This is a genomic window from Pseudomonas yangonensis (assembly GCF_009932725.1).
GTDB classification, from domain to species: domain Bacteria; phylum Pseudomonadota; class Gammaproteobacteria; order Pseudomonadales; family Pseudomonadaceae; genus Aquipseudomonas; species Aquipseudomonas yangonensis.
Genome location: NZ_BLJU01000005.1, coordinates 114950 through 136845, shown reverse-complemented (window position 1 = coordinate 136845; position 21896 = coordinate 114950). Strand labels below are relative to the sequence as shown.

19 protein-coding genes and 1 tRNA gene are annotated in these 21896 nt (G+C 63.1%); 18 read left to right on the top strand and 2 right to left on the bottom strand.

What is annotated here, in order from left to right; genetic code table 11:
• Nucleotides 1–196 precede the first annotated feature (196 nt).
• From pedF to GYB81_RS09355, 4 genes are all read left to right on the top strand, one after another.
• Nucleotides 197–616: a cytochrome c-550 PedF gene (pedF, locus tag GYB81_RS09370; RefSeq protein ID WP_017363267.1), complete on the top strand. Its 420-nt coding sequence runs from the start codon at nucleotides 197–199 to the stop codon at nucleotides 614–616.
• A gap of 148 nt (nucleotides 617–764) precedes the next feature.
• A complete protein-coding gene (locus tag GYB81_RS09365; RefSeq protein ID WP_161867808.1) occupies nucleotides 765–1637 on the top strand; it encodes a substrate-binding periplasmic protein in 873 nt (290 codons plus the stop codon).
• A 21-nt stretch (nucleotides 1638–1658) separates the two neighbouring features.
• The gene (locus GYB81_RS09360; protein WP_161867765.1) at nucleotides 1659–2408 is read left to right on the top strand and encodes a quinoprotein dehydrogenase-associated SoxYZ-like carrier; all 750 of its coding nucleotides are present in this window, start codon (nucleotides 1659–1661) and stop codon (nucleotides 2406–2408) included.
• A 119-nt stretch (nucleotides 2409–2527) separates the two neighbouring features.
• Nucleotides 2528–3457: a quinoprotein relay system zinc metallohydrolase 1 gene (locus GYB81_RS09355; protein ID WP_161867764.1), complete on the top strand. Its 930-nt coding sequence runs from the start codon at nucleotides 2528–2530 to the stop codon at nucleotides 3455–3457.
• 209 nt (nucleotides 3458–3666) lie between these two features.
• Here GYB81_RS09355 and GYB81_RS09350 read toward each other — a convergent pair whose 3' ends face one another.
• Complete coding sequence (locus GYB81_RS09350; protein WP_161867763.1) at nucleotides 3667–4053, bottom strand: hypothetical protein; 387 nt, start codon at nucleotides 4051–4053, stop codon at nucleotides 3667–3669.
• Nucleotides 4054–4270: 217 nt separating this feature from the next.
• Here GYB81_RS09350 and GYB81_RS09345 point away from each other — a divergent pair, with 217 nt between their 5' ends.
• From GYB81_RS09345 to GYB81_RS09290, 12 genes are all read left to right on the top strand, one after another.
• Nucleotides 4271–6046, top strand: a complete 1776-nt coding sequence (locus tag GYB81_RS09345; RefSeq protein ID WP_161867762.1) for a methanol/ethanol family PQQ-dependent dehydrogenase — start codon at nucleotides 4271–4273, stop codon at nucleotides 6044–6046.
• 332 nt (nucleotides 6047–6378) lie between these two features.
• Nucleotides 6379–7899, top strand: a complete 1521-nt coding sequence (exaC, locus tag GYB81_RS09340; RefSeq protein WP_161867761.1) for an acetaldehyde dehydrogenase ExaC — start codon at nucleotides 6379–6381, stop codon at nucleotides 7897–7899.
• A gap of 705 nt (nucleotides 7900–8604) precedes the next feature.
• Nucleotides 8605–8676: a pyrroloquinoline quinone precursor peptide PqqA gene (pqqA, locus tag GYB81_RS09335; protein ID WP_003243383.1), complete on the top strand. Its 72-nt coding sequence runs from the start codon at nucleotides 8605–8607 to the stop codon at nucleotides 8674–8676.
• Nucleotides 8677–8723: 47 nt separating this feature from the next.
• Nucleotides 8724–9638 (top strand): pyrroloquinoline quinone biosynthesis protein PqqB, encoded by a 915-nt coding sequence (gene pqqB, locus GYB81_RS09330; RefSeq protein WP_161867760.1) that lies wholly within the window; start codon nucleotides 8724–8726, stop codon nucleotides 9636–9638.
• A 23-nt stretch (nucleotides 9639–9661) separates the two neighbouring features.
• A complete protein-coding gene (gene pqqC / locus GYB81_RS09325; RefSeq protein ID WP_161867759.1) occupies nucleotides 9662–10414 on the top strand; it encodes a pyrroloquinoline-quinone synthase PqqC in 753 nt (250 codons plus the stop codon).
• A 23-nt stretch (nucleotides 10415–10437) separates the two neighbouring features.
• A complete protein-coding gene (pqqD, locus tag GYB81_RS09320) occupies nucleotides 10438–10716 on the top strand; it encodes a pyrroloquinoline quinone biosynthesis peptide chaperone PqqD (RefSeq protein WP_024308567.1) in 279 nt (92 codons plus the stop codon).
• Nucleotides 10688–11842 carry a pyrroloquinoline quinone biosynthesis protein PqqE gene (gene pqqE / locus GYB81_RS09315; RefSeq protein WP_161867758.1) on the top strand — a complete coding sequence of 385 codons (1155 nt, stop codon included), beginning with the start codon at nucleotides 10688–10690 and terminating at the stop codon, nucleotides 11840–11842. Before pqqD ends, pqqE begins: the two co-directional genes overlap by 29 nt.
• The gene (locus GYB81_RS09310) at nucleotides 11830–13734 is read left to right on the top strand and encodes a S9 family peptidase (RefSeq protein ID WP_161867757.1); all 1905 of its coding nucleotides are present in this window, start codon (nucleotides 11830–11832) and stop codon (nucleotides 13732–13734) included. The genes pqqE and GYB81_RS09310 overlap by 13 nt, the downstream gene beginning before the upstream one ends.
• Nucleotides 13735–13811: 77 nt before the next feature.
• Nucleotides 13812–14975: an alcohol dehydrogenase-like regulatory protein ErcA gene (ercA, locus tag GYB81_RS09305; RefSeq protein WP_161867756.1), complete on the top strand. Its 1164-nt coding sequence runs from the start codon at nucleotides 13812–13814 to the stop codon at nucleotides 14973–14975.
• Complete coding sequence (locus tag GYB81_RS09300; protein ID WP_161867755.1) at nucleotides 14959–16683, top strand: hybrid sensor histidine kinase/response regulator; 1725 nt, start codon at nucleotides 14959–14961, stop codon at nucleotides 16681–16683. Before ercA ends, GYB81_RS09300 begins: the two co-directional genes overlap by 17 nt.
• A 79-nt stretch (nucleotides 16684–16762) precedes the next feature.
• Nucleotides 16763–17170, top strand: coding sequence for a PA2779 family protein (locus GYB81_RS09295; RefSeq protein ID WP_161867754.1), 408 nt, complete (start codon nucleotides 16763–16765; stop codon nucleotides 17168–17170).
• Complete coding sequence (locus tag GYB81_RS09290; protein WP_233787537.1) at nucleotides 17155–18108, top strand: PA2778 family cysteine peptidase; 954 nt, start codon at nucleotides 17155–17157, stop codon at nucleotides 18106–18108. The genes GYB81_RS09295 and GYB81_RS09290 overlap by 16 nt, the downstream gene beginning before the upstream one ends.
• A gap of 48 nt (nucleotides 18109–18156) precedes the next feature.
• Here GYB81_RS09290 and GYB81_RS09285 read toward each other — a convergent pair whose 3' ends face one another.
• Nucleotides 18157–19440 (bottom strand): NAD(P)/FAD-dependent oxidoreductase, encoded by a 1284-nt coding sequence (locus GYB81_RS09285; protein WP_161867752.1) that lies wholly within the window; start codon nucleotides 19438–19440, stop codon nucleotides 18157–18159.
• A gap of 184 nt (nucleotides 19441–19624) precedes the next feature.
• Here GYB81_RS09285 and GYB81_RS09280 point away from each other — a divergent pair.
• A tRNA-Val gene (locus GYB81_RS09280) sits at nucleotides 19625–19701 on the top strand.
• 264 nt (nucleotides 19702–19965) lie between these two features.
• Nucleotides 19966–21888, top strand: coding sequence for a threonine--tRNA ligase (gene thrS / locus GYB81_RS09275; RefSeq protein ID WP_161867751.1), 1923 nt, complete (start codon nucleotides 19966–19968; stop codon nucleotides 21886–21888).
• Nucleotides 21889–21896 lie beyond the last annotated feature (8 nt).

Here is a 21896-nt window from a genome sequence, read left to right as displayed (position 1 = left end):
ACCGGGAGGATTTCCCGGTCGGGGCATGACTTGGACTTGCTGCCAAGGCATCGCCAACACCCCGACCCAAGCCCTACTACCAAGGGACTAGAACGCGACCACCAAAGCAGCATTCGGCGCGTTGCGCGGCCTTTCTAAGATGATCGCCACAAGCTCTGAACGGGCTGTCTTGCGTGCATTAGATGAGGTCCTAGCCATGAACAAGAAGATCCAATCCACTCTGGCGCTGCTGCTGCTCGCCGCGTCGACCAACCTCTGGGCGCATGGCGATGTGGTACCGCAGGCAGTGAACACCGACGGCCTGGAGCCACTGGGTGAGGAATGGCTGGAAGAGAACCCCTATCGCGACAACCCGCGCGCCATCGAGATCGGCTCCTCTGCCTACAACCAGAACTGCGCCGCCTGCCATGGCCTGGAAGCCAAGTCCGGCGGTATCGCTCCGGACCTGCGCCTGCTGGAGCTGGGTGCCAGCGGTGACGAATGGTTCAAGGAGCGGGTGATCAACGGTGCGGTGCGCGATGGTCGCGTGTACATGCCGAAGATGGCCGACTACCTGAGCCAGGAAGCCCTGTGGGCGGTGCGTACCTATCTGGAGAGTGTGCACGTCGAGGAGTAAGCGCTTGATGATAAATCTGCTGCGCTCTGCATCTCGCGTTTCGGCGGTGCTCGCAATGCTCATGTATTTCAATACATTCCGCTTGCTGCGCCCCTGCGAAGCGCGACCTGCCATCGCTCGCGACGATTTCTTCATAAGCGCTCGCGTCATGCGCCGGCTGATCCTCCTGTGTGGCCTGCTGCTTTGCCTGGGCACAGCCCAGGCGCAGGTGCGTGATTTCGACCGCATCATCGAGTCGGGCACTCTGCGTGTGGCGCTGTACCAGAACTTCCCGCCCTACAGTTATGAGGAGGGCGGTCAGCCGCGCGGTGTCGACTACGAGCTGGCCAAGGCACTGGCAGAAGGGCTTGGCCTCAGGCTGGAACTGATGTGGGCGCCGCCGGGTGAGAAGCTAGACGATGACCTGCGCGACTACATCTGGCGTGGACGGGTGACTGCGCAGGGCCAGCTGGCCGATGTGATGCTGCGCGTGCCTTACGACCGTGACTATGCGCAGTTGCGCAACGAGTTGGGCGAACTGGTCAACGAGCGCGTGGTGATGTTCGGCCCCTATCAGCGCGAGCGCTGGCAACTGGCGTTCGACCGTCGGCGCCTGCCCGAGGTGCCGAGTATCCATGCCTTGCGTCAGCACCCGGTCGGGGTGGAGGTCGAGAGCGTGCCCTCGTTCTACCTGAGCTCGGTGCACGGCGGCATGCTCAGCCAGGAAACCCGACACTACCCGACGCCCAAGCAGGCATTTGCCGCCATGCAGGGTGGTGAGGTGGATGCGGTGATGGCGCTGCGTGGCGAGGTGGACTGGCTGGTACACGAGGCCAATGACCCGCAACTGGCGTTGGCCGAGAACGCCTACCCGGACATGGGACGGCAGATCTGGGAAATCGGAATGGCGGTGCACGAGACCAATCGTCAGCTCGCCTATGCCCTGGAAGAACAGCTGGAAAGCCTGATTCTCGATGGTTCGCTCGAGCGCCTGTACGCACGCTACGGGCTGCGCTTCGAGAAGCCTGAACAATACCAATAAGATTCGAGCCGGAGGTGGGCGATGGATTGGCGTAGCCTGATGTTGCTGGCGCTGTTTGCCTGGGCCTGGGAAGCACGGGCGGCCGCGCCCGATCCGGTCGCTTCGGTAATGTGGGATTACTACCACCAGCGTCTGCTGAACGGTGAGGCTTTCGTTTTCGACGACAGGGTTCGCCTCGAGGTGCCACCGTTCGCCGAGGATGCACGCCAGGTGCCGATCCAGATCGACGCCAGCGCCTACCGCGGCAAGGTCAAGCGTATTCTGGCCTGGGCCGAACTCAATCCCATCCCGCGTATTCTCGATTTCGCCCCCGGCGCCGAGCTTGAGCCGAGCCTGGCCATCCGTATCCGCGTCGAGCAGGCCACGCCGATTCGTGCTGCGGTGCTCACCGACGATGGCGTCTGGCATATCGGCTCGGCTCGCGTCGAGGCGGCAGGCGGCGGTTGCACTGCGCCCAGCGTGGTGCGTGCCGAGGCTGGCTGGGAGGAGCGCCTGGGCCAGGTCCTCGGCAAGCGCTTCGTACGTGGTGAGGACAGCCGCTTGCGCCTGCAGGTGTCGCACCCGATGGACAACGGCCTGGTCGGCAGTATTCCCGAGTTCTACATCGAGGAAGCCGAGCTGCGCGATGCCCAGGGCCAGGTGCTGGGGCGTATCGAATTGTTCCCGGCGGTCAGCGAGAACCCGACGCTGACCTTCGACCTGCGTGGCGATCAGCAGGCCGAAGTCTGGCTGCGCGACAACAACGGCAACGAATTCCAGGCCGCGTTCTGACGACGGTTCCATTCGCCGCGGGGCGCGGCTCCTACAAGAAGCAACGATGCTCGCCCAGTCTGTAGGAGCCCCGCCTCGGGGCGAAGCACGCGGCTCAGGCAGATTTCGAGGAGAAAGGCATGCGCTGGATATTGTTTCTGCTGGCTCTCGGTACCGGGTTTGCCCAAGCACTCGATTACCAGCTGCAACCCCGGCAGATCGCTGACGGCGTCTGGCTGCTGGAAGGCAGCACCGACAATTTCGCGGCGGAAAATGGCGGCAATATCGTCAACGTCGGCTTCATCGAAACCGCGGACGGTGTGGTAGTGATCGACACCGGGCCGTCGCGGCGCTACGGCGAGGCGCTGCGCCAGAGCATCGAGAAGGCCACCGGCAAACAGGTGGTGCGCGTACTGCTGACTCACCATCATCCCGATCATGTGCTGGGCAACCAGGCCTTCGCCGGCGTACCCATCGCTGCGTTACCCGAGACCACTCGATTGCTGGCCGAACAGGGCGACGCCATGGCAGAGAACATGTACCGCCTGGTCGGCGACTGGATGCGCGGCACCGAGGTGGTGTTGCCCAGTGAGGAGGTGCAGGAGGGCACGCTGGAAATTGGCGGCAGGCGCCTGCAACTGCTGGCGCTGCGCGGCCACACCGGCGCCGACCTGGCTATTCTCGACGAGCGTACGGGCGTCTTGTTCGCTGGCGATATCCTGTTCTACCAGCGCGCGCTGACCACACCGAACAGCCCTGGGCTGGACGTGTGGCTGGCTGATATGGACCGGCTCGAAGCGATGCCATGGAAGCAGATCGTGCCCGGCCATGGCCCAGTGACCACGGACGCGGCGCCCTTTGCGCAGATGCGCGATTACCTGGGCTGGCTCGATGGCTTGCTGCGTCAGGGAGCGGAGCAGGGCGCGGAGATGAACGAATTGATCCGCGCGCCCATCCCCGCGCGCTTCGCCCAGGTCAATCTGTCGCGTTATGAGCTGATCCGCAGCGTCAGCCATCTCTATCCGCGCTACGAGCGCAACGCCATGGCGCGGGTGGATCGTCAGGATTAGCGGCGTGCGGTGCTGTAGGGGGGGCTGTGGGAGGGGCTTCAGCCGCGACCTGCGCAGGAAGATATCGCCGCTAAAGCGCCTCCCACTCTTATGCCGGCTTCGTAGCCCGGATGAAATCCGGGAGAAATATGCTCGCTATCCCCGGATTTCATCCGGGCTACACACATGAAGACATTGCCGCTGAAGCGCCTCCCACAGTGTGTCTGGGCCTAGAGTTCTTCGTCATCACGAATCAGCACGTAATGACGGCCGTGCTCGGTCTCTTCGTGGTCATAGACGTAATACATCACCACTTCGCCCAGGCTGGATTGCACGGCCACATAGTCACCGCTCTCGGGCATGAAGAAATCCCGAGTCGCCGGCTTGGCCAGGCATTCGATATGGGCTGTGACGAAGTGGGTGGGATCTTCTTCGCCGTAGTAGTCCTCGCGTTGGTGCGCGTCCCAGTCCTGCGGCGGCTCGAAGGCGCCGGTGATCAGGACCTTGCCGTCGCCCAGGTCCTGCTCTTCGGTATCCGGGTCCTGCTCGTCGGGACGATAGACAGTGCAATCCAGTGCATCGGGATGGTTGAGAATTTCCTGGCGAGGGTGGGGCACGGGCGTCTCCGGTCAGAATGTGCGGGCGGCCAAGTGTCGGGCAAAGCCGTGGCCGCCGCAATCGTAATGATCGCAGCCTTTGGAGCAGGTATTGCTACCAAGGAACGAGGAAAATCGGCTGGGGGTGCAATTGTTGGGTGGCCTGTGCGAGCCAAGAATTTGCGGCAGACCGGGAAAAATTCCCGGCAATAACAATGAACCCGCAGAGGTAGCCGCAATGAAACACGCCGGTCTTCGCCAGCCTTTCCTCCTCACCGCACTCTGTGCCGCCATGCTGTTGCCGTCCGCCGCCGCGCTGGCGGTCACCGACGCCGAGATTCTCAAGGACGCCACCACCACCAACGAGATCGTCACCAACGGCCTCGGTCTTCAGGGCCAGCGCTACAGCCCGCTGAACATCCTCAACGATCAGAACGTCAAGGAGCTGCGCCCGGTCTGGACCATGTCCTTCGGCGGTGAGAAGCAGCGCGGCCAGCAGGCGCAGCCGCTGATCAAGGACGGCGTGATGTACGTTACCGCCTCCTATTCGCGGGTGTTCGCCGTCGATGCGCGCACCGGGCGTGAGCTGTGGCAGTACGAAGCTCGCTTGCCGGACGACATCCGCCCTTGCTGCGACGTGATCAACCGTGGTGTCGCCCTGTACGACGATCTGGTGATCTTCGGCACCCTGGACGCCAAGCTGGTGGCGCTGAACAAGGACAGCGGCAAGGTGGTGTGGAGCAAGCGCGTGGCTGATCACAAGGCCGGTTATTCGATCACCGCCGCGCCGCTGGTGGTGGGCGGCAAGCTGATCACCGGCGTCTCCGGTGGCGAGTTCGGCGTGGTCGGCAAGATCGAAGCCTATGATCCGAAGAATGGCGAGCTGCTGTGGAGTCGTCCGACCGTCGAAGGCCACATGGGCTACGTCTACAAGGACGGCAAGGCCGTCGAGAACGGCATCAGCGGCGGCGAGGCCGGCAAGACCTGGCCGGGCGACCTGTGGAAGACCGGCGGCGCCGCGCCCTGGCTGGGCGGCTACTACGACGCCGACACCAACCTGCTGTTCTTCGGCACCGGCAACCCGGCGCCGTGGAACTCGCACCTGCGCCCGGGTGACAACCTCTACTCGTCCTCGCGCCTGGCGCTGAATCCGGACGATGGCAGCATCAAGTGGCACTTCCAGACCACGCCGCACGACGGCTGGGACTTCGACGGCGTCAACGAGCTGGTGTCCTTCGACTACCAGGAAGGCGGCAAGACCATCAAGGCGGCGGCCACCGCTGACCGTAACGGCTTCTTCTACGTGCTTGACCGTACCAACGGCAAGTTCATCCGCGGCTTCCCCTTCGTCGACAAGATCACCTGGGCCAAGGGCCTGGACAAGAACGGCCGGCCGATCTACGACGACAGCAACCGCCCGGGTTCGCCGAGTGCGGCAGAGAAGGGCAAGAGCGTGTTCGCCGCGCCGGCTTTCCTCGGCGCGAAGAACTGGATGCCCATGGCCTACAGCCAGGACACCGGCCTGTTCTATGTGCCGTCCAACGAATGGGGCATGGACATCTGGAACGAGGACATCGCCTACAAGAAGGGCGCGGCCTACCTGGGCGCCGGCTTCACCATCAAGCCGCTGAACGAGGACTACATCGGTGTGCTGCGCGCCATCGACCCGAAGACTGGCAAGGAAGTCTGGCGCCACAAGAACTACGCGCCGCTGTGGGGCGGAGTGCTGACCACCAAGGGCAACCTGGTGTTCACCGGCAACCCGGAAGGCTACCTGCAGGCGTTCAACGCCAAGACCGGCGAGAAAGTCTGGGAGTTCCAGACCGGCTCGGGCGTGATCGGCTCGCCCGTGACCTGGGAGATGGACGGCGAGCAGTATGTCTCTGTGTTGTCCGGCTGGGGTGGTGCGGTACCGCTGTGGGGTGGCGAGGTGGCCAAGCGCGTCAAGCACCTGAACCAGGGTGGCATGCTGTGGACCTTCAAGCTGCCGAAGGAGCTGGTCGCCAAGCGCTGATCGGTTGATGTGGCAGACGATGGCCGGACTCTGTCCGGCCATCGTCGTTTCCGGCTCCCACTGGCCCGTTGCGAGCTGCTTCGAAATGTCGCGGGGCGAATTTTCGTATCCGGGAACGCAAGGCGAAGCGAACGGGTCTAGCCTTTAGCCTTCGCAGCCCTGCCACCTTGCTGCCAAATGACCCGTGCCAGACCGCTCGCCGCTCTACTACCAAATGACGAGACGATCTGTGCCATGGGCGCATACCGAGGTCGCGGGGGCCTTCCTAAGATCGAACCATGACTCGCTTCCCCGATTGGCAGCGGGCTCCGACAACAAGAGAGGTCAGCATCATGATTTACGCGAAACCGGGTACTCCAGGCGCCGTCGTCACCCTCAAGCCGCGCTATGGCAACTACATCAATGGCGAATTCGTCGCTCCGCTCAGTGGCCAGTACTTCAGCAACACCAGCCCGGTCGACGCTTCGGTGATCGCCGAATTCCCCCGTTCCAACGCTGCCGATATCGACAAGGCGCTGGATGCCGCGCATGCCGCCGCCGATGCCTGGGGCCGCACCAGCGTGCAGGAGCGCTCGCACATCCTGCTGAAGATCGCCGACCGCATCGAAGCCAACCTCGAGCTGCTGGCCGTGGCCGAAACCTGGGACAACGGCAAGGCCGTGCGCGAAACCCTCAATGCTGACGTGCCGCTGGCCGCCGACCATTTCCGCTACTTCGCCGGCTGCATCCGCGCCCAGGAAGGCAGCACCGCCGAGATCAACGACGGCACCGTGGCCTACCACTTCCACGAGCCGCTGGGGGTGGTCGGGCAGATCATCCCGTGGAACTTCCCGCTGCTGATGGCCGCCTGGAAACTCGCCCCGGCCCTGGCTGCCGGCAACTGCATCGTGCTCAAGCCGGCCGAGCAGACCCCGCTGTCGATCACCCTGCTGGTGGAAATCATCGGCGACCTGCTGCCGCCGGGCGTGCTCAACATCGTCCAGGGCTTCGGCCGTGAGGCCGGTGAAGCGCTGGCCACCAGCAAGCGCATCGCCAAGATCGCCTTCACCGGTTCCACCCCGGTGGGCTCGCACATCCTCAAGTGCGCCGCCGAGAACATCATCCCGTCCACCGTCGAGCTGGGCGGCAAGTCGCCGAACATCTTCTTCGCCGACATCATGAACGCCGAGCCGGCCTTCATCGAGAAGGCTGCCGAAGGCCTGGTGCTGGGCTTCTTCAACCAGGGCGAGGTGTGCACCTGCCCGTCGCGCGCACTGGTGCAGGAGTCGATCTACGACGCCTTCATGGCCGAGGTGATGAAGAAGGTCAAGCAGATCAAGCGCGGCAACCCGCTGGACACCGAGACCATGGTCGGCGCCCAGGCCTCGCAGCAGCAGTTCGACAAGATCCTCAGCTACCTCGAGATCGCCCAGCAGGAAGGCGCTCAGGTGCTCACCGGTGGCGCCGCCGAGCGTCTGGACGGTGACCTGGCCAGCGGTTACTACATCCAGCCGACCCTGCTCAAGGGCACCAACCAGATGCGCGTGTTCCAGGAGGAAATCTTCGGCCCGGTGATCGGTGTGACCACCTTCAAGGACGAGGCCGAGGCCCTGGCCATTGCCAACGACACCGAGTTCGGCCTGGGTGCCGGCGTGTGGAGCCGCGACATCAATGTCGCCTACCGCATGGGCCGCGCGATCAAGGCCGGTCGCGTATGGACCAACTGCTATCACCTGTACCCGGCGCATGCCGCCTTCGGTGGTTACAAGAAGTCCGGTGTCGGCCGTGAAACCCACAAGATGATGCTCCACCACTACCAGCAGACCAAGAACCTGCTGGTGAGCTATGACATCAATCCGCTGGGCTTCTTCTGAGAGCCAGCCCACGATCTGCTGCGCGTCGGCCCTACTGCGTTAGAAACAGGCTCGGCAGGCCGCTTGCGGCCAACGCACTTCAGTGCGGCCCCGGAGGGGCGAGCGAAGCGAGTCATGCGGACAAAAGTACACTCCGCTTTCTCGCCTGTTTCTGCCTTGTAGGTCTCTAGCTCGCGAGATCGTGAGCAGACTCTGAGTTCCGATGCATCCACATAGCGGCGCGCTCGCTCCGGCGCGCCGCCTTTGCACGGCGAAGAACCCTACCCGGGTGGATCTGCAGGCGGCCATCAGCCTGTACGGCAGCAGACCCTTATCGCGACGCGGCTTCGGTCGCGTTTTTTATTTGGCGATGAGGTTTGGCTCTGCATTTGCTTGAGCGTAATCGCGGATAAATCCGCTCCTACAGAAAAGGCGCGCGTGGCTGGTAGGAGCGGATTTACCCGCGATGGAGACTGGCACCAGGCCCACCGTGATCGAGCGAATACGCTGAATTCCCGCCTACCGCCCTTCAGCCGGGCGTTTTCTATTGATGCATGTTTCAGGCCCGGCGATTACAGGAACCTTCGGGTACGAGTCGTGCCTACTGATAGCGTCACCTACCAATGCCAGTGCCGATTCATCCCAAAGTACCATTTGGCCTCTTGCCTGGCGGGGGCTTAATGAGGGTGCCGGAATGCCCCGGCGCCATAAAAAGAGGACCGCACCATGTGGACTAAACCCGCCTACACCGACCTGCGTATTGGCTTCGAAGTGACCATGTACTTCGCCAACCGCTGATCGCTCCTGGCCCCGGCACGCCCGGGGCATCCCCCTGGTAATCCGCCATGCAAATCCAGATTCTCGGTTCCGCCGCCGGCGGCGGTTTCCCCCAGTGGAACTGCAACTGCCGCAACTGCCGCGGCGTGCGCGCCGGCACCTTGCGGGCGCAGCCGCGCACCCAGTCGTCCATCGCCATCTCCGACGAAGGCGAGCAGTGGATCCTGTGCAACGCCTCGCCGGACATTCGCGCGCAGATCGAAGCCTTTCCGGCGCTGCAGCCTGCGCGCAAACTGCGCGACACGGCGATTGCCGGCATCGTCCTGCTCGACAGCCAGATCGACCATTGCACGGGCCTGTTGACCCTGCGCGAAGGCTGCCCGCATCAGGTCTGGTGCACCGAGATGGTCCATCAGGACCTGACCACCGGCTTTCCCCTGTTCAACATGCTCAGCCACTGGAACGGCGGCCTGCAGCACCGGCTGATCGAGCTGGATGCCAAGCCGTTCACCATCCCCGCCTGCCCGGGGCTGAGCATCACCGCCATCGCCCTGCGCAGCAGCGCGCCGCCGTATTCGCCGCATCGCGGCAATCCGCATCCGGGCGACAACATCGGTCTGTTCATCGAGGACCTGCGCACGGGCGGGACCTTGTTCTACGCCCCCGGCCTGGGCCAGGTGGACGAGCAGCTGCTGGGCTGGATGCGCCGCGCCGACTGCCTGCTGGTGGACGGCACGCTGTGGCGCGACGACGAGATGCGCGTATGCGAGGTGGGCGACAAGCTCGGCAGCGAGATGGGCCACCTCTGCCAGAGCGGTCCCGGCGGGATGATCGAGTTGCTCGACGGCCTGCCGACCGCACGCAAGATCCTTATCCATATCAACAACACCAACCCGATTCTCGACCTGGATTCGCCCGAGCGTGCCGAGTTGGACGCCCACGGCATCGAGGTCGCGTTCGATGGCATGAGCATCGTTTTATAGGCTGTGCGCACCGGGGAGTTCTGATGAGCCAAGCTGCCATGACACCTGCCGAGTTCGAGCAGGCGCTGCGCGCCAAGGGCGCGCTGTACCACATCCATCATCCGTTTCATCGCGCCATGTACGAAGGGCGCGCCACCCGCGAGCAGATACAGGGCTGGGTGGCCAACCGTTTCTACTATCAGGTCAATATTCCGCTCAAGGATGCGGCGATCCTCGCCAACTGTCCGGATCGCGAAACGCGGCGCGAGTGGGTCCAGCGCATCCTCGACCACGACGGTGCGCCCGGAGAGGAGGGCGGTATCGAGGCCTGGCTGCGCCTGGCCGAGTCCGTCGGCCTCGACCGCGATCAGGTGCTGTCGCAGGAGCTGGTGCTGCCCGGCGTGCGCTTCGCCGTCGATGCCTACGTCAACTTTGCTCGCCGCGCCAGTTGGCAGGAGGCGGCCAGCAGCTCGCTGACCGAGCTGTTCGCGCCGACCATCCACCAGTCGCGCCTGGACGCCTGGCCGCAGCACTATCCTTGGATCGATGCTGCCGGTTACGACTACTTCCGCAATCGTCTGAGCCAGGCGCGGCGCGATGTCGAACATGGCCTGCGCATCACCCTGGAGCACTACCGCACTCGTGAGGCGCAGGAACGCATGTTGAACATCCTGCAGTTCAAGCTGGATGTGCTGTGGAGCATGCTCGATGCCATGAGCATGGCCTACGAGCTGGAGCGTCCGCCGTATCACACGGTGACGGCCGAGCGTGTCTGGCATCGGGGAATCGACCTGTGAGCGGATTGACTGGAACGCCCGACATGACCACCCTGACTTCGCATCACGTGCCGATGATTCGCCGGGGCTTTCGCCTGCAGTTCGAACCGGCGCAGGGCTGCCATGTGCTGCTCTATCCGGAAGGCATGATCAAGCTCAACGACAGTGCCGGTGAGATTCTCCAGCAGGTCGATGGCAAGCGTTCGGTGGCCGAGATCATCGACAACCTGCACCAGCGCTTCCCCGATGTGCCCGGCATCGACGAAGACATCCTGGCCTTTATCGAGGTGGCCCATGCACAGTTCTGGATCGAGCTTCGCTAAAGCAGGTCATGAACCAGGGCCACCGCTTTGGCTCCTGGCCGAGCTGACGTATCGTTGCCCGCTGCAGTGCCCGTACTGCTCCAATCCCCTGGACTTCGCCAAGCAGGGCGCCGAACTCAGCACTGCCGAGTGGATCGAGGTGTTTCGCCAGGCCCGTGAGCTGGGCGCCGCGCAGCTGGGCTTTTCCGGCGGCGAACCGCTGGTGCGTCAGGATCTGGCCGAGCTGATCGCGGCGGCGCGCGGCCTGGGCTACTACACCAACCTGATCACCTCCGGTATTGGCCTGACCGAAGCACGTATTGCCGAATTCGCCGACGCCGGGCTCGATCATATCCAGATCAGCTTCCAGGCCGCCGACGAGGAGGTGAACAACCTGCTGGCCGGCTCGAAGAAGGCCTTCGCGCAGAAGCTGGCCATGGCCCGCGCGGTCAAGGCCCACGGCTACCCGATGGTGCTCAACTTCGTCACCCACCGGCACAACATCGACAATATCGAGCGCATCATCGAGCTGTGCCTGGAGCTGGAGGCGGATTTCGTCGAGCTTGCCACCTGCCAGTTCTACGGCTGGGCGGAACTCAACCGCGCGGGGCTGCTGCCGACTCGCGCGCAACTGGAGCGCGCCGAGCGCATCACCAACCAGTGGCGCGACAAGCTGGCGGCCGAAAATCACCCGTGCAAGCTGATATTCGTCACCCCGGACTATTACGAGGAGCGGCCCAAGGCCTGCATGAACGGCTGGGGCAATCTGTTTCTCGACATCACCCCGGACGGCACCGCGCTGCCCTGTCACAGCGCGCGGCAGCTGCCGGTGCAGTTTCCCAATGTGCGCGAGCACAGCGTCGAACATATCTGGCGGCATTCCTTCGGTTTCAACCGCTTCCGCGGCGACGACTGGATGCCCGAGCCCTGCCGCAGCTGCGATGAAAAGCACAAGGATTTCGGCGGCTGTCGCTGCCAGGCCTTCATGCTCACCGGCGATGCCAGCAACGCCGACCCGGTGTGCAGCAAGTCGGCGCACCATGAGGTGATTCTCGCCGCGCGCCGCCAGGCCGATGAGGCGCCGCTGGGGCTGGATGCCCTGCAGTACCGCAACGAGAAGGCTTCGCGGATCATATGCAAGGCGTGAGCGACCCGGACTCGATCTGGAGCGCCGAACAGGCCGCGGCCGCCAGCGCCGATTTTGCCGAGCTGCACGCTGCCCATGGCGGTGTGCTGTGGGTGGCATTCGATCCCGGGCTGGCGCGGTGCGGACTGTTCTTCTGTCGTGACGGGGTGGTGCGCGAGCTGACGCCGCCGGGGTTTTCCGTGCGCAGCCGTGTGTATGAGTACGGCGGCGGCAACTGCTGCGCCACGGAGCGGGGCGCAGCTTTCGTCAATGAGCGTGATCAGCAGATCTACCATCTGTTGATCACACCCTCTCCCGTAGGAGCGGCTTCAGCCGCGAATCTTGCTGATTCAAGAGAAATTGCGGCTGAAGCGGAATGCCGCCCAGCCGCTCCTACGAATATTGAGCCACAGGCGCTCACGGATCGCGTCAATTGCCGCTACGGCGATTTGTCCTTCGTGCCCGCCTGGCAGGCGCTGCTGGCCGTGGAGGAAAGCCACGAGGCGGGCGCGGTCGTGCATCGCCTGGTGCGTATCGGTCTCACCGGTCATCGCCAGGTGCTGATCGAGGGCGCGGACTTCTATGCCGCGCCGGTGGCTGACTCCACTGGCCAGCGTCTGGCCTGGATCGAATGGGATCGCCCCTACCAGCCCTGGGTCGCCACGCGCCTGTGCCAGCGCGAGTCCGGCGAACGTACCCGCGTGCTGGCCGGGCAGGGCAGCGATCAGGCTCTGCAGCAGCCACGTTTCGATGCGCAGGGCCGGCTGTGGGTGTTGAGCGACAAAGCGGGCTGGTGGCAACCCTGGTGTGTCGATGGGCAAGCGCAACCTCAGGGCGCTCCCTGCGATCACGCCCCGGCACCCTGGCAACTGGGCGGCCGCACCTATCTGCCGCTAGAGAATGATGAGTTTCTGCTGACGCGTTTCGAGCAGGGCGTCGGCATTCTGCTGGTAGGCGCGGCGGAGCCTTACCCAGAGCCGCAGCTGGCCGAAAATTTTACTCGCTTCCGCTCTCTGGCCGCCGATGCCAGCCACTTCTACTGCATCGCTGCTGCGCCGGATCGCCTGCCGGCGGTACTCGCCATCGGCCGCAGCAATGGTGCAGTACGGCTGCTGGCCGGTGGCGCTCAGCCGCTGGCTGAAGAACAGTTATCACGGCCGCAGCCGTTGACCTGTGCGGCGGGCGAGGGCGAGCGCTGCCATGGTTTTTTCTATGCGCCGATTGGTGAGCCCGCGTGTCCGCCGCTGGTGATCTTCCTCCATGGAGGCCCCACTTCAGCCTGCTACCCGGTGTTCGATCCGCGCATCGCGTTCTGGACGCTGCGCGGCTTCGCCGTGCTCGACCTCAACTACCGCGGCAGCAGCGGTTATGGTCGCGCCTATCGCCTGCGTCTGGCGGGCGGGTGGGGCGAGCTGGAGGTCGAGGACATTCGTGCAGCCATCGAAGCACTGGCCGGCGACGGCCGTATCGACCCGCAGCGAGTCTTCGTGCGCGGCGGCAGCGCTGGCGGTTTCAGCGCGTTGCGCGCGCTGGCCGAACTGCCGCAGCTGCGTGGCGGCGCCAGTCTCTATGGCGTCAGCGACCCGCTGGCGCTGCGCCGGGTCACCCACAAGTTCGAGGCGGATTATCTGGACTGGCTGATCGGCGACCCGCAGCAGGATGCCGAGCGGTATCGAAGCCGTACGCCGCTGTTGCAGGCCGACAGGATCAGGGCGCCGGTGATTTTCTTCCAGGGCGCGCTGGACGCCGTGGTGGTGCCAAGCCAGACCGAAACCATGGTCGAGGCGCTGCGCAGCCGAGATTTACCGGTGGAATATCACCTGTTCGCCGAAGAACGCCATGGTTTCCGTCAGGCGGCCAATCTGGCCGAGGCCTTGCGCGCCGAACACGCCTTCTATCGGCGGCTGATCTGAACGGAGGTCGCATTGCATAAAACCGGCAATGCAGTAGGCTGAGCGCCATTCCATAACAAGAAATTTCAGGCCGTTGTATGAGCCACGAATTGAATCAGCTGCGAAAGTTCGTTTCCCCCGAGATCATCTTCGGCGCCGGCTCCCGGCATAACGTCGGCAATTACGCCAAGACCTTCGGTGCGCGCAAGGTGCTGATCGTCTCCGATCCCGGTGTGGTCGCTGCTGGTTGGGCCGGTGACGTCGAAGCCAGTCTCCAGGCTCAGGGCATCGCCTACTGCCTGTACACCAAGGTCTCACCCAACCCGCGTGTGGAAGAGGTGATGGAAGGCGCCGAGCTGTATCGCAGCGAAGGCTGCAACGTCATCGTCGCGGTCGGTGGCGGCAGCCCGATGGACTGCGCCAAGGGCATCGGCATCGTCGTTGCCCATGGTCGCAGCATTCTCGAATTCGAAGGTGTGGACACCATTCGCGTGCCCAGCCCGCCGCTGATCCTGATTCCGACCACTGCCGGCACTTCGGCCGATGTCTCGCAGTTCGTGATCATCTCCAATCAGCAGGAGCGGATGAAGTTCTCCATCGTCAGCAAGGCGGTGGTACCGGACGTGTCGCTGATCGACCCGGAAACCACCCTGAGCATGGATCCGTTCCTGTCGGCCTGCACCGGTATCGACGCGATGGTGCATGCCATCGAGGCGTTCGTCTCCACCGGCCACGGCCCGCTGACCGACCCGCACGCGCTGGAAGCCATGCGCCTGATCAACGGCAACCTGGTGCAAATGATCGCCAACCCGGGCGACATCGCTCTGCGCGAGAAGATCATGCTCGGCAGCATGCAGGCCGGTCTGGCCTTCTCCAACGCGATCCTCGGCGCGGTGCATGCCATGAGCCACAGCCTCGGCGGCTTCCTCGATCTGCCACACGGCCTGTGCAATGCGGTATTGATCGAGCACGTGGTGGCCTTCAACTACAGCGCGGCGCCGGAGCGTTTCAAGGTCATCGCCGAAACCCTCGGCATCGACTGCCGCGGTCTGAATCACGCACAGATTCGCCAGCGTCTGGTCGAGCATCTGATCGCCTTCAAGCATGCCGTGGGCTTCCGCGAAACCCTGGCGCTGCATGGCGTCGGCACTTCGGACATTCCGTTTTTGTCCAGTCATGCCATGGACGACCCGTGCATCCTCACCAACCCGCGCGAGTCGACCCAGCGTGACGTCGAGGTGGTCTATGGCGAGGCGCTCTGACGAAGCGCTGGCCGGGCTGCTCGGTCTCGGTAGCCAGTCGGCGCGCAAGAGTCACTATCCCGAGCTGCTGGCGCGCCTGGAAGAGCTGGAAACCGAGCGCAACCGCTACAAGTGGCTGTTCGAGCACGCAGTACACGGCATCATCCAGGCCAGCCTGCAGGACGGCGTGCTGGCGGCCAATCCGGCGATGGCGCGCATGCTTGGCTATGACGATCCGCAGCAGGTGCTCTGGGCACCGGACGATCTGGCCCGGCACCTGTTCGTTGGCGGCTTCGATGAGCTGACGCTGATTCGTGAGCGCCTGAGCCAGGGGCAGGCTCTGCTCGGTTACGAAACGCGCCTGCGCCGGCGCGATGGCAGCACCATCGACGTGCTGATGAATTTGCTGCTCAAGCCTGAGGGCGATGGCGTCTTCGAGGGCTTCGTCGCCGACATCACCGAGCGCAAGCAAGCGCAGAAACGCCTGCAGCAGCTCAATGACGAACTGGAACGCCGCGTCGCCGCTCGCACCTTCGAGCTGCTCGAGTCCAACCGCAACCTGCAACGGCAGATCGAGGAGCGCGAGCGCATCGAACTGGCCCTGCGCGAGGCGCGCGACGCCGCCGAGGCAGCCAACCGCAGCAAGGACAAGTACCTGGCCGCGGCCAGCCACGACCTGCTGCAGCCGCTCAATGCCGCGCGCTTGCTGATTTCTACCTTGCGTGAACGCGAATTGCCGAGCGCCGAGCACAATCTGGTGGAACGCAGCCATCTGGCGCTGGAAGGTGCCGAGGATCTGCTCGCTGATCTGCTGGATATCTCCAAGCTGGACCAGGCTGCGATCAAGCCGGACGTCGACGTCTATCGCCTGGAAGAGCTGCTGGCGCCGCTGGCATCGGAGTTCGACAGCGTCGCCAGTTCCAGTGGCCTGCGTCTGCGTGTGCACATCGCCGACTGTGCGGTACGCACCGACTTTCGCCTGCTCACACGTATCCTGCGTAACTTCCTCAGTAACGCCTGCCGCTACACCGACCGCGGTGGTGTGCTGCTTGGCGCGCGGCGCCGAGGGGCCTTCGTCGAGCTGCAGGTATGGGACAGCGGGCGCGGTATTGCCGCCGATCAGCTGGACAAGATCTTCCTTGAGTTCAACCAGCTGGAAGTCGGCCGCGCCGCCGAGCGCAAGGGCGTCGGCCTGGGGCTGGCCATCGTCGAGCGTATCGCGCGCATGCTTGGTTACCCGATAGAGGTGCGTTCGCAGCCGGGACGCGGTTCGGTGTTCAGCATTCGTGTACCCCTGGCCGAGAAGCTGCCGCTGCGGCAGGTACACGCCGTTGCGCAGCCGGTGCTTGGCAATCCTCTGCCGGGGCGGCGCCTGCTGGTGATCGACAACGAAGTGGACATCCTGCACAGCATGCAGGCGTTGCTCGGGCAGTGGGGCTGCGAAGTGGTCACGGCGGTCGATCTTAACCAGGCCTTGCAGCGTCTGCAGGGCAGGGCGCCCGACGTGATCCTGGCGGATTATCACCTCGATCACGGCGTGCTCGGGTGCCAGGTGATTCGGCAGCTACGTGATGAGTTTGCCAGGTCAATTCCGGCACTGATCATCAGCGCCGACCGCAGCGATGCCTGTCGTCGCGAGTTGCAGGCATTGGGCGCGCCCCTGCTGAACAAGCCGGTCAAGCCGGGCAAGTTGCGTGCGGTACTCAGCCAGCTGCTGACTGAAACCTGAACGAGTGCATCTGGCCAAGTGAACCTGAGTGATTTCGATGGTGTCTATTGGCTACCTCGTCCCTCAGGAGATAACCACAATGACAATTGCCATGAACCCCGTTATGCGCCGTCTGGCCGCCATTACCGCGCTGTTCCATCTGCTGCTGGTGGTGCAGATTCCCGCTGCCAACGCCGCGATGATCGGCACCCATGAGGTGATCGCCGAGCAGCAGCACAAGGTCGATCAGGAACAGTTGATGGCCATGCTCGATGACGAACAGGTCAAGGACAAGCTGGTCGCCATGGGCGTCGATCGCGAGCAGGTCGAGTCGCGTATCGCCAGCCTGACCCCGGCCGAACTGGCGCAGTTCAACCAGCAGCTCGATCAGGCGCCTGCCGGTGCCGGTGTGGTGGGCATCATCGTGTTGTTTCTGGTGATCTTCATCATCACTGATATGCTGTGCGCCACCAACATCTTCAATTTCGTCAAATGCATAAATCGCTGATTCGTCTCTGCTGTATCGCTTCGATCGTTCTACTTACAGCCTGCGCGCGGTCTCCGGTGTTATCACCGGAGACCGCGCGTCTGCCTGAACGGGTGGAGCTCACCGACGTTCCCTTTTTTCCTCAGGCCGCATTCCAGTGCGGGCCGGCGGCTCTTGCCACCATGCTCAACCAGCGCGGTCTGATGACCACGCCGGGTGTGCTCAAGGACAAGGTCTATCTCCCCAGCCGTGAAGGCAGTCTGCAGGTCGAGATGGTCGCCGCGGCGCGCAGTCACGAAATGCTGGTGTACCCGCTGCAACCGCGGCTGGACGCAGTACTGGCAGAGGTCGCGGCCGGCAATCCGGTGCTGGTGCTGCAGAACCTGGCGTTCGACTTCTATCCGCAGTGGCATTTCGCCGTGGTGGTCGGCTACGACCGCCGTGAGCGCACGCTGATCCTGCGTTCCGGCACCACGCGCCGGCTCGAAGACAGCTTCGCCAGTTTCGACCGAACCTGGGCGCGGGGCGGTCGTTGGGCGGTGTTGACCCTGCCGCCGGAGCGCCTGCCGGCACAGGCCGACATGCACGTCTGGATGAAGGCCGCCAACGATCTCGAGCAAACCGGCAATGCCCAGCCTGCACGGCGGGCCTATCGTCGCGCTACCGAGGCCTGGCCGGAACAGGCCTTGCCTTGGTTCGCCCTGAGCAATAGCCGTTATGCCGATGATGATCGCAAGGGCGCCGAGCAGGCGCTGCGAGAGAGTCTGAAGCGCGAGCCAGGTTTCGCCGCGGGCTGGCTCAACCTGTCTCAGCTAATGGGCGAGCAGGGCTGTGCACGTGAGGCGCAGCAGGCTCAGGCCTGTGCTCAGCGCCTGGCGCCGGAGGATGCACGCTTCGCTGCACCGCCGAAAGCCAGTGGTTCAGGTGGGCAGTGTCAGGCCTTGCCGGCCTGTCCATGAAAGCGAATGAAAACGGCGCCCCAGGGCGCCGTTTTTTTCGAGCGTCGCTTACACACCCAGCCTGTCACGCAGCGTGTAGTACCAGGCGCCGATGGCGCTGAACGGCACCTGGAACAGGCGGCCGCCCGGGAAGGGGTAGTGCGGCAGACCGGCGAAGGCATCGAAGCGTTCGGCCTGACCACGCAGGGCTTCGGCCAGCACCTTGCCGGCCAGATGCGTGTAGGTCACACCATGGCCGCTGCAACCCTGCGAGTAGTAGATGTTGTCGCCGATACGGCCGACCTGAGGCAGGCGCGATAGCGTGAGCAGGAAGTTGCCGGTCCAGGCGAAATCGATCTTCACGTCCTTCAACTGCGGGAAGGTCTTGAGCATCTTCGGGCGAATGATCGCTTCGATATTGGCCGGGTCGCGCGCACCATAGACCACGCCACCACCGTAGATCAGGCGTTTGTCGCCGGTAAGGCGGTAGTAGTCGAGCAGGTAGTTGCAGTCCTCGACGCAGTAATCCTGCGGCAGCAGGCTGGCAGCGACTTCATCGGACAATGGCTCGGTGGTGATCACCTGGGTGCCGCAAGGCATCGACTTGGACGCCAGCTCCGGCACCAGATTACCGAGATAGGCATTGCCGGCGACCACCACGAACTTGGCCTTGATGCGGCCTTCGGGCGTGTGCACCACCGGGTTGGCGCCTCGGTCGATGCGTATGGCCGGGGATTGTTCATAGATCACGCCGCCCAACGACTCCACGGCAGCAGCCTCGCCCAGAGCCAGATTCAGCGGATGGATATGACCACCGCTCATGTCCAGCATGCCGCCGACGTAGTTGTCTGTGGCAACCACTTCGCGGATGCGTTTGGCGTCCATCAGCTCCAGCTGGGTGTGGCCGTAGCGCTCCCACAGCTTCTTCTGCGACTCCAGGTGGCCCATTTGCTTACCGGTGAGCGCGGCGAACACGCCGCCGTCCTTCAGATCGCACTGAATGTCGTACTTGGCGATGCGCTCACGAATGATGCGCCCGCCCTCGAAGGCCATCTGCCCGAGCAGTTGCGCCTGCTTGGGGCCGACCGTGCGTTCGATCACGTCGATGTCGCGGCTGTAGCTGTTGACGATCTGTCCGCCGTTGCGACCGGAAGCGCCGAAGCCGACCTTGGCCGCTTCGACGATGCTGACCTTGAAGCCGTTTTCCAGCAGAAACAGCGCAGTGGACAGGCCTGTATAGCCAGCGCCGATGATGCACACATCGGTCTCCACCTCGCCCTGCAGGGCGGGGCGTTGCGGGGCGTTGTTGGCAGAAGCGGCGTAATAGGATTGTGGATATGCCGTGTGCGCCATCTTGAACCTCTGTTCTTTATTTTTTACGAATGAATCGATGCTACCTGAGTTGAAAATGCCCGGCTAGTGCCCGTGCAAAATATTCAACGTTTCTGCTTCGAATAAAAAATTGGATTATTTCAGTGAGTTAGCGAAAAAATCTGTTGACGGCCAAAAAGATCTGCGTAGAATGCGCACCCATCGAAGGCACATAGCTCAGTTGGTTAGAGCACCACCTTGACATGGTGGGGGTCGTTGGTTCGAGTCCAATTGTGCCTACCAAATCGATAAAAAGGGGTCGCCAGGCGACCCCTTTTTTATTGCCCGAATTTTATTGGGTGATAAGTGGTTTGTTTTCAAGCGGCGGCTTGTCAGGGCTCAGGCTTTCTGAAAGTATCCCCGCTCTTTACTTCCAGTGACTCTGGTTCGGTCTGGTTGGTCTTCGGGCTCCTGCTATCGTTGGGCAGACATACCGCCGAATCGCTTCCTGGCTCATCCCAACCCACGTGACCTTTGGTAGGGGTCACCACTAGGAGAGGAGGCGCCATGCCCATCATTACTCTTCCCGACGGCAGTCAGCGTTCGTTCGATCATCCGGTATCCGTGCTGGAGGTTGCTCAATCCATTGGTGCGGGTCTGGCCAAGGCCACCCTGGCAGGCAAGGTGAATGGCAAGCAGGTCGATGCCTGCGACATTATCGATGCCGACGCCACCCTGCAGATCATCACGCCGAAGGATGAAGAGGGGCTGGAAATCATCCGCCACTCCTGTGCTCACCTGGTTGGGCATGCGGTCAAGCAGCTGTACCCGAACGCCAAGATGGTGATCGGTCCGGTCATCGATGAGGGCTTCTATTACGACATCGCCATCGATCGTCCCTTCACGCCGGAAGACATGGCGGCCATCGAGAAGCGCATGGCCGAGCTGATCGACAAGGACTACGACGTCATCAAGAAGATGACGCCGCGTGCCGAGGTGATCGAGCTGTTCAAGTCGCGTGGCGAGGAATACAAACTGCGCCTGATTGACGACATGCCGGACGAGAAGGCCATGGGGCTGTACTTCCATGAAGAGTACGTCGACATGTGCCGCGGTCCGCACGTGCCCAATACCCGTTTCCTCAAGGCTTTCAAGCTGACCCGTATTTCCGGCGCCTACTGGCGCGGCGACTCGAAGAACGAGCAGCTGCAGCGCGTATACGGTACTGCCTGGGCGGACAAGAAGCAGCTGGCTGCCTATATCCAGCGCATCGAAGAGGCCGAGAAGCGCGATCATCGTCGCATCGGCAAGCAGCTGGACCTGTTCCATCTGCAGGAAGAAGCGCCGGGTATGGTGTTCTGGCACGCCAATGGCTGGACTGTCTATCAGGTGCTGGAGCAGTACATGCGCCAGGTGCAGCGTGAGAACGGCTACCAGGAGATCAAGACGCCACAAGTGGTCGATCGCATCCTCTGGGAGCGCTCCGGCCACTGGTCCAACTATGCCGAGAACATGTTCACCACCGCATCGGAAAACCGCGACTATGCGGTCAAGCCGATGAACTGCCCGTGCCACGTGCAGGTGTTCAACCAGGGGCTGAAGTCCTACCGTGACCTGCCGCTGCGTCTGGCCGAGTTCGGTGCCTGTCACCGTAATGAGCCGTCCGGCGCGCTGCACGGCATCATGCGTGTGCGTGGTTTCGTACAGGACGATGCGCATATCTTCTGCACCGAGGAGCAGGTGAAGAAGGAGGCGGCCGACTTCATCAAGCTGACGCTCGATGTCTACAAGGATTTCGGCTTCACCGACATCGCCATGAAGCTCTCGACTCGTCCGGCCAAGCGCGTGGGCTCCGAGGAGTTGTGGGATCGTGCCGAGGGTGCGCTGGCCGATGCGCTGAACGAATCCGGCCTTGAGTGGGAATACCAGCCGGGCGAGGGCGCTTTCTATGGTCCGAAGATCGAGTTCACTCTGCGCGACTGCCTGGGTCGTAACTGGCAGTGCGGTACGCTGCAGTACGATCCGAACCTGCCCGAGCGCCTGGACGCCAGCTATATCGCCGAAGACAACAACCGCAAGCGCCCCGTCATGCTGCACCGTGCGATCCTTGGTTCGTTCGAACGCTTCATTGGTATGTTGATCGAGCATTACGCCGGATCTTTCCCAGCGTGGTTGGCTCCGACCCAGGCGGTGATCATGAATATCACCGATAAACAGGCCGATTTTGCCCGCGAAGCAGAGAAAACTCTCAATCAAAGCGGTTTTCGTGCCAAGGTTGACTTGAGAAACGAAAAGATCGGCTTTAAAATCCGCGAGCATACCTTGCTCAAGGTTCCCTATCTCTTGGTCATCGGAGATCGGGAAGTCGAGACACGATCCGTTGCTGTGCGCACCCGCGAAGGCGTCGACCTTGGGTCAATGCCTCTCGAGCAATTCGCCGCGCAGTTGCAGCAAGCGGTTTCCCGGCGTGGTCGCCAAGATTTGGAGTAAGAACTATT